This is a genomic window from Neochlamydia sp. TUME1 (assembly GCF_000813645.1).
Lineage (GTDB): Bacteria > Chlamydiota > Chlamydiia > Chlamydiales > Parachlamydiaceae > Neochlamydia.
The window spans coordinates 1-11,519 of record NZ_JRXI01000101.1 but is presented as its reverse complement, the minus strand read 5'-3'; the positions used below and the strand labels follow the sequence as shown (position 1 = coordinate 11,519).

Genomic DNA, 11,519 nt, shown 5'->3' with positions numbered 1-11,519 from the left:
GCAGCTCAGGCAGCTGCCCTATTTCTGCAGGCAGGCTGGTAAGTTGGTTGTGATTTAAGTAAAGGTTTTGCAGCTGAGACAATTGCCCGATTTCTGCAGGTAGGCTGGTAAGCTGGTTTTGATTTAAGTAAAGGTTTTGCAGCTGAGACAGTTGCCCGATTTCTGCAGGTAGGCTGGTAAGCTGGTTTTGATTTAATTCAAGCAATTGCAGCTGAGACAGTTGCCCTATTTCTCCAGGAAGGCTGGTGAGCTGGTTTTGATTTAAGTAAAGCGTTTGCAGCTGAGACAATTGCCCGCTTTCTGCTGGCAGGTTGGTGAGCTGGTTGTGATTTAATTCAAGCCATAGCAGCTGAGGCAGCTGCCCGATTTCTGTAGGCAGGCTGGTGAGCTGGTTTAGATATAAGTAAAGGTTTTGCAGCTGAGACAATTGCCCGATTTCTGTAGGCAGGTTGCTGAGCTTGTTTTGGCCTAAATCAAGCCTTTGCAGTTGAGACAGCTGACCGATTTCTGCGGGCGGGCTGGTGAGCTTGTTCTGGCTTAAATCAAGTCTTTGCAATTGAGACAGCTGACCGATTTTTGCAGACAGGCTGGTGAGCTTGTTCTGGTTTAAATCAAGCCTTTGCAATTGAGACAGCTGACCGATTTCTGCGGGCAGGCTGGTGAGCCGGTTCTGGCTTAAATTAAGCCTTTGCAGTTGAGACAGCTGCCCGGTTTCTGTAGGCAGGCTGGTGAGTTGGTTGTGGCTTAACTTAAGCCCTTGCAGCTGAGATAACTGGCATATTTCTGGGGGTAAATAAGTCAAGCCTACTCCAAATAAACGTAGAGCCGTGATGCTCTTACAATTTTCTTTAATCCAATCTCTAAGAAGCTCCCCTTGTTTTTCTAAAGGTAAATACTTGATTTTTTCTTGTCTTAAGTATTCTTTCCCGCTAGGAAGTTTTTTCCAAAGCAAAAGGCGATTAATATTCAGCAGATAAGAGGAGTAGTTAGCCAGAGTATAACACCTTTTTTCCTGGGTTTTCCATTTAAATTCTAGCTCCGCAGGAGCAAGGGATTTAGCTAGAGTAAAGGCCTCCTTGAAGATTGCCTTAGCTTTTTCTCCTTCAGAAAGCCTATTATCCAGCTTATAAATCCTATCTAAAATAAAAGCCTGTTTGCTAATATCCCCTTGGGAAACATGTACTTTACCTATTTTTTTATAAAGAGAAGGCATCACTTCAGAAGCCAGCAGATGGTGCCATCTTTTACAGACGCTAAATAAGGGAGGAGCTGCGCAAGCCTCTAAGATAGGGAGCAGCAATTCATTGGGCAAGCTTTCAATAGATGCCGAAGAGATAGGATGCATTTTATTTCCTTGGGCAGTGATAACTGCTTAGTATTTTTATTTTTTAAAGACAATATAAAAAATTAAAAAGCAAGTCAAGCGAATTTCTATCTTTATCACCAGAGGGGTATCCGCTAACTTGTTAAGCAAAGAGCAAGCTACTATGCCTTATAGGCGGTAGCTAGATATAGAAGGTTTTTGCTCAGCTTTGGCCGACTAAACGTAGTATGCTTTTGAGTTGCAATAAATCGAGGTTCTATAATCTGTATTTATTTAAGTTTTTTTACAAACTTATCTAATTGGCATCTTCAGCATCGTTTGGACATGAAAATTCTTGTTGCATGAGGTTAATAAAGGCTTTGGCTTCTTTTGCATTGCCCTTAAGGTAAGGCTTAGCTAAAGTATGGCATTCTCTTTGATAGGCCGCTTGGCTGAGGATCACTACCCATCTTTGTTCAACGCCTGCATAGCAAGAGGTAGTCTTAAAAGCTCGATAGCCTTCTACTATCCTTACAGTTTTGTCGTAAGGCGCTTCAAATATGAATTCTTTTACCTCTTTGATTTGCAGGGGCACACGCGTGGCAAATAAGCCTTGTTCTCTTTTAAAGACTTTTAAGATAGTTGGCGTATAGAGAGCACTCTCTCCTACTATATAGTCCAACATGATTTAAAGCATTTTCGCCTTGAAGTAAGATTCTAGGAGCTTTTTTTTAATGCTATATTTTCTTTACAAGTAAATCTATTATAAAGCTCTTAATTTCTTGCAAAGTTTACTATGAAACTAAACAGGCTAGATAGCCAACAAGACCGCTTTTTTAAATTCCGCCTTAGCGGCGAACTCAATCAAAATCATCCTCTTATTTAAGCTATCTTAAGTTGATTGGATGGAAGCAGCTAGAAGAAGAACTTGATAAGTTGTTTGTAGAAAAATAGGCCAACCAGCTAGGCCTGTAAGGTTAGTTGTAGGACTCCTTCTACCTTGTAACACATGTGCTGGCTTACAGTTTAGGTATAATTGAAGCAGCCTTAGAGTGCTTTCTTATCCGATAACTCGCGTTAAGTTAGGTAGCATTTTAGATCTTTTCCTAAAGGTAAAGTAGCTTTCTTAAGCAAAAGCTTCCATGCAGCTTTTCTTTTTTACAAACTTGGGTAATAAAGTAGAAAAACGTGACATCCCTCTATAGGGAAAGCCTTTTATTTCTGAGCACATAAAGTCATAAAAAGGGGAAATTCTTGGCGACTACGATTTTCCATTTTAGCATTTGCACCTGTGCTAACCTTATTAGAGCACCACTCTTCCATATCGTATACGCTAAAACCAGCTTCTCTTAACCAATGAAAATAGTTACAGAGAGGGAAATGATAAGAGGTAAGCTGTGCAGATTGTTGCCCCTTACTAGGATGGGCGCAGATAGGAATTTCTAGAGGAGACATATATCTATCTACGCGACGGTACTGAAGCTTTTTGTCCTTATCTATCTGCCAGGAAGTTTGGCGAGGAAGCCGAAAATAAGGGTGATTAAGAACCATTATTAACACTCCTTGCTTTTCCAAGTGTTTATAAGCATTGTGGAACACTTGCAAGGGAGATGAAATATTTTGCAAAGCTAAAATAATGGTAGCATGGGTAAATTTTTTGTCATCTAAAGAAAGGTTTTTTGTAACATCTGCTACCCGATAATGGTGCTGAAGGTTAGTATCCAATTTTTTGGCTTCTTTGATCAAAGTAGGAGAAAGGTCTATGCCCATATAGTTTGTATGGGTAGGAAGATGGCGGGCTAATACCCCTGATCCGCAAGCAATATCTAATATAGCAGGAGAGGAGCAAGCTTGAAGGTTTAACAAACGCAACAGATTTGGAATAATAATTTGCTGGTGGTAGTAATGACCTTCTTCGCCGACAAGGTTTTTATACCATTGGCTGGCAGGCTCCCATGAGGCAGCTTTTGGATGGGGTAATTTGGTAGGTGTTTTCATGAAAAAATCAACTCTCTAGGATTAAGTAAACATAAATCTTTAAGATAACTTCTTATTTTTCTTCATAAGGCGGGCAATAGGAAGTTAACTTGTTATGCGAAGAGTTTACAAGGTAACAGATTTTACTTTCTACAGATATGATTAACAAGCAGCTTGATAGAGCAGTGCAAAAATAGTCTCGTGGGATCAAGGAAAAGTTCATGAGGAAAATTATCTTTATAAAGGGTGGAAACGCTAGCAGGAAATTTATCTAAAAGGTAAGAAAACTTTTAACGCCCCCCATCTAACACTATTGTTTGCTTATATGGCAATTATTAACAGTTTTTAATAGAGTCCCTCTTTTTAATCTTTACGAAAGAGAAAAAATTAAAGTCAAAGGAATGAGCTTTAAGAGCAAGCAGGAGACCGAGATAGCGAGGGATAAGAAAATTTAAGATTTATCCTGTTCGCTAGATAGAAAAATCATTTTATTAAAATTTAAATAAGAAAGAATTAATCAACTATTTGAATAAGTCTTCCCTTCCTTATTTGATGGCCTGTTTGAAAGAAACTAAGAGGAAAAATAGTGAAAAATGTTATAAGAAAGCAAGCTAGGAAGATACCAAGTTAATGAATGTTTATTAGAGGATATTTATGGTTAAAGTGACTGTTTTATATACGGGTGAGCTGCACTGTCAAGTAATTCGTGAGGATCCACGAGCTATACTAGAGACAGATGCTCCTGTAGATAGTGGAGGAACAGGTGTATCATTCTCTCCTACAGATTTGATGGCAAGTGCTTTAGCAACTTGCATAGCGACAACTATAGCTTTATACGCGCAGAGAAAAAACTGGAATGTAACTGGGATGCGACTGGAAGTAGAAAAGAGCATGGCTACTCAACCTATCCGTCGCATTGGAAACATTGTAATAAAGATACAGATTCCTCAGGATTTTTCTCTTGAACAAAAGCAAGCTTTAGAAAGGATAGCTGCAAGTTGTCCTGTCCATCATAGCTTACATCCGGAGGTAAAAGTAGAGCTTATTTTTTGCTGGGATAGCTAAAACTTTATAAGGGATGGCTGTAAAAATTTATAATTTTTTAGCCTCTCTGAGGTTTTGTGATAGGCTAAAAGTGGTAAATAAAATATAGAAAAAGGATCTCTTATGGAGAAAATAAATGCTTGATAGTCTGAACCCTTTTGAAGATCCTTTTTTTGATCCGAAAACTAAATCCTCTTCTAATTGAATCGCTACATAGTTATTGGATAGCCTTAAAAGAGGCAAAAGTTTCTGCTGAAGAAAAATTACAAGTAGAGGATGCCTTATATAATTTGGTAGGCTTTACTTTTCTTCACCTATTCCAACCTCTTTATCTCCAACATCCTCCTAAAATTCCTGGGTCAGTTTTTTTACTTTCTGCCGTGCATTCTGACGGAATAGGGGATTATGTAACCTTATTTAAATGTGCTAAAATTTTAAAAGAACATCACCCTGCTTTAGAGGTTTATCTTGCTTATACGCATAAGCAATCCTTGCCTTCCATTGATCCTTATCCTTATCATATAAAAAAGGAAAATATTTATGCTTTTCAAGAAACCGAGGAAGCTTGCAGCGTTATCTTAGAACCTATTTTAGAGGGGAAGAAAAATTTTTTATGTGAAGCGCAGCTAGATCAATTACTACTCGAGCATAATAGACTTTTAGCTGAGTATGAAACTTTGCAAGAAACACATCCTCGGGCAGCTGTAGCCATTCAAGAGCTTTCTAATGAAGTGCAGCGATCTATTCAATCTTACTATTATTATCGGCAAAAAAAAGCAGAAGCGGAAAAGCTTTATCTTTTAATGAAAAAAAGCTTAGCTATTGTTCACATCGCTTTGGCCTTGAATACTTTTGATAATCCTGAGTTAGTTTCAAAATCTCTTTACTTTGCGGAAGCGGGAAATTTTCAAGGGATAGCCAACTACCTTCAACGGCATTGGTTTAGCATAGGATTAAATGCATTTGAGGAAGGGATTTTCCTTAATAATCACCATACAACCTCTCATTGGAGCTGTACAGCTTTATGCCAGTATTTATGGCAAGTTGATCAGCCCCATGCTGAGCAACTTAAAAGTTATTTAAAGGATTATGCTATAGAAGTAGCATACTTGCCTCATTCTTCTGCTCATAGAGAAATTTTTATTGAGATGATGTGCCGCCGCCATCTGCATGATAGCCGCCATCTTACTATTATTCTTCCTCAGCAGAAAAAAGAACAGTTTCTTCAATTTAGCGATAGTTGGATGCTTGCTTATGGATTTTCTACAATCCTTGTAGTCGATTTTGTACCTTCTGTCAGAGAAACAGTATTAAATCAAATTAATTTGGCGCCAAGAAAAACTTTACGGCTAGTTTGCGTTCTTCCTTTACCAGCTTCAGATTTTACTAAACTAATAAATTTGAGTGGAGAAATTGTAGGCTGTACAGGCGACGGCTCATTGAGTGATTGCATTCAGTCAGGCAAAATTCCTTTTTATGAAGTGCGTCGGCATAAAACAGGAACGCTAGAGGCTTTTATACGGTTAGCGCAAAAATTAATGCTGCCGGAAGTTTTAAAGTATTGCGAGCTCTTAAAGCAATTTGCAGATTGGCCCGTCCCTTCCTTTCTAGAAAAATTTGAAGCATTACTTCAGGATAGCTCTTTTAGAATGCAGTGGGATAAGTTAGTGGAGTTTATTAAGCGTTATTATTGCTTAGAAGATTCCTATCTTGCTCTTATCAATCGCTTTTTGTGGATGTCTCTATCTAAGGAAGTTAAAGAAAAAGAAGAAAGCCTTATACACAGCTTTTTCGAGGGAGCAATCAGCGCTGAAAGTGCTTATCTAAGTTTAAAGGAAATATTAAAGAGCCAACGAACTAAAATTGTGGAAAGTTAAGGAGTAGATAGCTTTATTTCTAACATTTACAAGTGCAATATACAGAGGATAACATCGAGCTTGTAGACATCCCTCTGTCGCTCATTAGCAAGAGGTAGTTTATAGCAGGCGCTCAGCAGGCTTCTTTATTAGGATAAGGTTAAATAAAGTTTGATTAGAGCCAACCATCTTGCTTTAATGAGCAGCCGTAGTAGAGGATTTACTATTAGACATCTTAACTTTTTTACACAAAAAAATTAAAGGAATCATAGCTAAAAAGCCCCAAGCTGCTAGCCAAGCTAAATCATTGGTAGAGAGCATATAGCCTTGTTGCTCAATCAGCTTTTCTAAAAGTTGATTAGAAACGTCTGAGGTAAAAAAAGGATGATAATTTTCTAGAGTTTCATAGAATTTTTCGGTAGAAGAGTTGAAAATTGTTAAAGTTTCTGTAAGGCGAGCACGATGAAAGGTTTTAAGGCGAGTCCATAACTCAATAGACAAAGATGTCCCAAATCCACTCCCGACAAGAATACGGATAAAATTATAAAGACCCGAGGCGCTTGCATAGCGGTTTTTGGGGATATTACCTAAAGAGAGTTGTACAAGAGGTAAAAAGAAAATAGCTACCCCCAATCCTTGGAGGAAACGGGCAAGCATAATTGCTTGCAAGCTAATAGCCGTAGTAAAATGAGCTTGGTAAAAAAAACTTAAAGCAAAAAACAGAAAACTTAACGACGAAATAAAGCGAAGATCAAAGCGGTTCATATATTTTCCTACACTAGTAGAGAGTAGAAAAGGGATAATCCCTACAGGAGCTACCGCCAAACCTGCCCAAAAAGGGGTATAGCCTTGTTCTGTTTGTAGCCAAAGAGGAAGGGTCACAGTACTACCAAAATAAAATAAAAAGCCAATCGTAGTTGCAAGGCAGCCAAAAGCAAAATTGATATTTCTAAAAAAAGAAAGATCGACTACAGGATAAGGTTGATAATAAGTCCATATAATAAAATAGCTTAAGGTAATGATAGAAGCAATTGCGAGTGCGAGAATAGTGTTAGATTTAAACCAATCCAAATCCTTGCCTTTATCTAACATAATCTGTAAGCATCCTACTCCTAGCGATAACAAAGCAATCCCAACCCAATCGATGGGATTTCTTACCACTTGGCTGTCTTTATCTTTAAGTAAATACCAGGTTACACTGGCAGAAAATAAACCAATAGGAACATTCATATAAAATATCCATGGCCAACTATAAAAATCGGTCAAGTAACCACCTAGAATAGGTCCTAAAATTGGAGCTACAATAACAATCATTCCCCAAAAACCTAAAGCGTTCCCCTGCTTTTCCGGAGGATGATTAGCTAATAATAAAGTTTGGGATAAGGGAATTAACGAGCCCGCCACAGCGCCTTGCAATACACGAAAAAAAACTAGCATGCTAAGAGATGAAGAAAATCCACAAAAGAATGAGGTAATGGTAAATAGAGCGATAGACCAGCAAAAAAGGCGTACTCGGCCAAAATAATCAGATAACCAACCGGTAAGGGGAAGAATGATAGCATTGCTAGCAGAAAATGAAGTGATCACCCAGGTGCCTTCCTCAGTACTTACATTCAAATTGCCAGCAATATAGGGAATGGCTACATTTGCAATCGAAGTATCTAGCACTTGAATAAATGTTCCTAAGCCTAGTGCCACATTAAGTAAAGTAAGCCTATATCCTTGTTCGTATTGTTCATTCTTCATCGCTAATCATCTTTTTTCTTTAAGTTTGCTTGAATTACTTCGTCGATTACATGATCGATGGGTTCTAAATGAACATTAAACACTGTAGTAGCAGCTAGAGGGCGGCCTGGAGAGGTGCTGGCAAGCATAGGTAAATCTTGATTGCTAATATCTACTTTAACTTTAGCAGAAATTCCTAAGCGCAAAGGATATTTTTTCATTTGCTCAGGCTCAACGCTTATACGTACAGGTAGGCGTTGAACAATCTTGATCCAATTTCCTGTTGCATTTTGAGGAGGGATTAAAGAGAACTTACTGCCGCTACCTGAAGCTATGCCCACGACTTTTCCTACATATTCTATCTTTGAACCATACATATCAAAATTGATCGTAGCCGGTTGGCCAATACGCATAAATTTTAATTGAGTTTCTTTAAAGTTTGCTTCTACCCAATAATCATTCTGGGAAATGATAGCCATAAGAGGCGTTTGCGGCCGTACGGATTGTCCTACGTTAACGGTACGTTGAGCTACATAACCTGTGGCGGGTGCATAAATGCGGCAATGCTGTAAATCATAATAGCTTTTACGGACTTGAGATTTGGCTTCAATAAGCAGAGGATGGCATTCTAAAGATGTATTTCCGACGGCTGCTATAGCGGCCGCTAGCTCTGCCTCAGCAATTTGGTGAGTAGCTTTCGCTATAGATAAGTCGGCTTTAGAATGAGTATATTCTTCTTTAGAGATAGCTTGCATTCCTACAAGGTGCGAGCGATTTTCATAGTCATAATTTGCTTTTGACAAAGCAATCTTGCGTGCTTCTAGGGTCGATTGACTTGCTTTTACTTTCTCATAAAGCTGACGTACTTTTAAGACTGTGGAAGCCAAGGAGGCCAGAGAGTGCTCGTATTTGAGTAAATATTCTGTTTGGTCGAGTTGTACTAAAAGTTGGCCTTCGGTCACAAAATCCGTATCATCCACGTAATAAGCAATTACAGAACCGGTGATAGAGGGATTAATGTTAATCATATTCCCACTCGCGTAAGCATCATCTGTAGTTTCGTAACCTTGAAGATATAGCACATAGAGTAAACCCCAGCTTAGGCTTGCTAAGGCCAAGATTAATGTAAATCCCCAAAGCTTTCTATTTCTCTTGATAGTATTAGAGGGAGATAAAGGGGAAGATGAGGGCTCTTGGCTATCTAGATTATCAGGGTTAGGCGATTTTTCAGAGGATTTATTAGTCTTCTGCGGTCGGGCTACTGAATCTTTTATTGTATCTTCTATCATCCTGGACGTTTCTTCATTGGCTTTCATTCTCGTATCCACCCCCTAATGCACTGATTAAGCTTGTAAATCGAATGTAATAATTTTCTAAGGCTACTAGCTTTTTATTCTCTTGAGAGGTTTTGTCAAACTCGGCGTCTAATACATCTAAGTAAGAAGCTAGATAATGTTTAAATTTTTCTTTAATAAGTAGTGAGTTTTCTTCTGATAGCTTGGTGATTTGTACAGAATCTTGCATTTCTTCAAAAGCATATTTTAACTCCGCTATGCTATCTAATACAGCTTGGACTGCTGTGAGAATAGATTGATTATACTGTTCGATGGCAATGTAATATTCTTCATGCGCTGTGCCTAAATTAGCTTGAAGGAGTCCTCCTTCAAAAATGGGCAAGTTAATGGCGGGGCTTGCTTGCCCATAAATACTTCTCCATTTAAAAAGGTCATGAGGGTGAAGAGTTTGATAGCCAAAAAGCCCCAGTATGTTAAAGCTTGGATAGTAAGCCGCTCGTGCAACTTTAATTTTTTTTGCTGCTTCTTCTACTCGCCAGACGCTTGCTGTCACATCAGGCCTATGCGCTAAAAGGTTAAAGGGTAGATTTGTAGGTAGCGAAAAGAGAAAGAGGTCTTGATTTTCAATCGCGATTGCTTCTATGGGCTCACAGAAATCTCCTGCTATTAAGGCTTGCAGTTGATTTTTATAGGCTTTAATTTTAAGTTGAACTTGCTTGAGTAGCAATTGTGCTTCTAAATGATATGTTTGAGCCTTTTTTAGAACACATTGGTTATCAATATCATTTTTAACGCGTTTTTCTACCAATTGGAGGTACTCAGCGCGATTATGAAGTTTCTTTAAAGCCAATATTTTTTGCGCATAGGAAACCTGCAAACGGAAATAAGTTTGGGCTATAGAAGTACTTAATATGACGGAGGAAAAAGCTGCATCTGCTTTGCTAGCTAAAATTTCGCCTACAGCAGCTTTAAAGCTATTTAAATTTTGCTGCCATATATCGAGCTGGTAATGGGCGTCTAAATTAATTTCTGTCTGCGTAAAAATAAATCCCCCGGAACGAGTAGGGAAAGCTGGAGGGGTAGTAAAAGTTGAGGCTGGGGGGGAGGATGAAGCTATAGATGCAATTGTACCTGTTTTACTTGTGCGCGACCGAGCTATATCGGTTTCAAGTTCTAGCGTAGGCCATAGAGCAGAACCTGCTGCTCGAGCAGCATAATTGGCTATTTTTACACGAGCTTGAGCAATTTTAATACCTGGATTATCAGATAACGCCTTGCTTATAAGCTTATCGAGTTGGCTATCGCCAAACATTAACCACCAGTGGGCCTGGGGCCATTCACCCGGAGTAAATGGCCCTTCATTAATTGTTGAGAGGAGCGATTCTTCTAAAGCTCTAGTAGGAAACTCATAAATATTGGGTTGACGTTGTTTTAAACAGCTCGTAAAATTGATTGTGATAAGGGATAAGAAAGCTAAGATAGAAATTAAGGAAGGTATCTTATATTTTTTCATTGGCCTAGCAAGCATGATATAGGTGCCTAATTTTTCAAAACTTCTTTATTTACGTTTTTACTGAAATAAATTCTAGATATTTATTCCTACTTAAGCAGATTAAAAGATAGATTTTGTCCTTCAGGAGATTTTTTTTGATTACTCACGCGCGACAAGGAAAAAGCTCCCTTCTCTTAATTACTGATTGAAAAATTTTCAAAATTTACTTTGAGGGCGAAGAAGATTCAATGAAAATTTCTCTTTAAAGAAAAAGTGTAACGAAGGGTTAACCTACAGGGAGGGTTTATTATCAAGGATCACTTTTAATCTGCTGCTCGTGATTGATTGTCAGAGTAGTTCAGGGGAGCTTTTCTTTTCTTCTGGAAAGCAGGATTGCTTCTTTGCAAAAAGCTAAGCTAGCAATAATAGTTGAGACGATGTTTCATTTCCTGCGGCTATTATTAGGCGCTTAAAAAATAGATAAAAGGGCAAAGAGCAGGTAAGCGCTGGCTCTGTTTGATTAATTATTGGAAAAAAGTTTTGGCTCTTCGGAGGTTTGTGTGGTAAAAGTTTTTTTTAATGCTAGAAGTACTTAAAAAAAAATAGTATTTGTCACATCCTAGTGTTTGCAAACAATAAAGAAGAGTGAACAAATGCTAAATAATGATTATCTAACAAAGCTTATTAATCTGGAAGGGGTAAAGTTTAAGGACATTTATATTCAGGAGGATACGGTTAGAGTTTTAATTACTCCTATAAATCCTATACGGCTATGTCCATACTGTGGCCAGCCCACGTTTAAGTTAGTTGATATTAAGCCAAAAGTC

The 11,519-nt window shown here is 38.3% G+C and carries 8 protein-coding genes; 2 read left to right on the top strand and 6 right to left on the bottom strand.

Features of this window, described 5'->3' with window-relative positions:
- From DB41_RS10725 to DB41_RS04490, 3 genes are all read right to left on the bottom strand, one after another.
- The coding region (locus DB41_RS10725) for a leucine-rich repeat domain-containing protein (protein ID WP_052243905.1) at nucleotides 1–1,345 on the bottom strand (1,345 nt) is incomplete at its 3' end.
- A 274-nt stretch (nucleotides 1,346–1,619) separates the two neighbouring features.
- Complete coding sequence (locus DB41_RS04495) at nucleotides 1,620–1,988, bottom strand: hypothetical protein (RefSeq protein ID WP_039384830.1); 369 nt, start codon at nucleotides 1,986–1,988, stop codon at nucleotides 1,620–1,622.
- 530 nt (nucleotides 1,989–2,518) lie between these two features.
- Entirely contained in the window at nucleotides 2,519–3,301 is a 783-nt protein-coding gene (locus DB41_RS04490) for a class I SAM-dependent methyltransferase (RefSeq protein WP_039384829.1), read from the bottom strand.
- A gap of 633 nt (nucleotides 3,302–3,934) precedes the next feature.
- On the opposite strand from DB41_RS04490, the gene DB41_RS04485 reads away from it, so the two are divergent.
- Together DB41_RS04485 and DB41_RS04480 are read left to right on the top strand one after the other, a co-directional pair.
- On the top strand, nucleotides 3,935–4,345 hold the full coding sequence (locus DB41_RS04485; protein ID WP_039384828.1) for an OsmC family protein: 411 nt from the start codon (nucleotides 3,935–3,937) through the stop codon (nucleotides 4,343–4,345).
- Nucleotides 4,346–4,497: 152 nt separating this feature from the next.
- A complete protein-coding gene (locus DB41_RS04480) occupies nucleotides 4,498–6,201 on the top strand; it encodes a hypothetical protein (protein WP_155117580.1) in 1,704 nt (567 codons plus the stop codon).
- Between the two features lie 174 nt (nucleotides 6,202–6,375).
- Here the strand turns inward: DB41_RS04480 and DB41_RS04475 are convergent, their stop codons facing one another.
- The 3 genes from DB41_RS04475 to DB41_RS04465 are packed head-to-tail and all read right to left on the bottom strand — an operon-like array spanning nucleotide 6,376 to nucleotide 10,728.
- Nucleotides 6,376–7,926, bottom strand: coding sequence for a DHA2 family efflux MFS transporter permease subunit (locus DB41_RS04475; protein ID WP_039384825.1), 1,551 nt, complete (start codon nucleotides 7,924–7,926; stop codon nucleotides 6,376–6,378).
- Between the two features lie 2 nt (nucleotides 7,927–7,928).
- The gene (locus tag DB41_RS04470; protein WP_052243904.1) at nucleotides 7,929–9,221 is read right to left on the bottom strand and encodes an HlyD family efflux transporter periplasmic adaptor subunit; all 1,293 of its coding nucleotides are present in this window, start codon (nucleotides 9,219–9,221) and stop codon (nucleotides 7,929–7,931) included.
- Nucleotides 9,208–10,728 carry an efflux transporter outer membrane subunit gene (locus DB41_RS04465; RefSeq protein ID WP_039384823.1) on the bottom strand — a complete coding sequence of 507 codons (1,521 nt, stop codon included), beginning with the start codon at nucleotides 10,726–10,728 and terminating at the stop codon, nucleotides 9,208–9,210. Before DB41_RS04465 ends, DB41_RS04470 begins: the two co-directional genes overlap by 14 nt.
- Nucleotides 10,729–11,519: the final 791 nt, after the last annotated feature.

Bases quoted from the DNA above. Each gene is read 5' to 3' on its own strand.
- DB41_RS04475 (WP_039384825.1), bottom strand. From the start codon at position 7,926: ATGAAGAATGAACAATACGAACAAGGATATAGGCTTACTTTACTTAAT.
- DB41_RS04485 (WP_039384828.1), top strand. From the start codon at position 3,935: ATGGTTAAAGTGACTGTTTTATATACGGGTGAGCTGCACTGTCAAGTA.
- DB41_RS04490 (WP_039384829.1), bottom strand. From the start codon at position 3,301: ATGAAAACACCTACCAAATTACCCCATCCAAAAGCTGCCTCATGGGAG.
- DB41_RS04470 (WP_052243904.1), bottom strand. From the start codon at position 9,221: ATGAAAGCCAATGAAGAAACGTCCAGGATGATAGAAGATACAATAAAA.
- DB41_RS04495 (WP_039384830.1), bottom strand. From the start codon at position 1,988: ATGTTGGACTATATAGTAGGAGAGAGTGCTCTCTATACGCCAACTATC.
- DB41_RS04465 (WP_039384823.1), bottom strand. From the start codon at position 10,728: ATGCTTGCTAGGCCAATGAAAAAATATAAGATACCTTCCTTAATTTCT.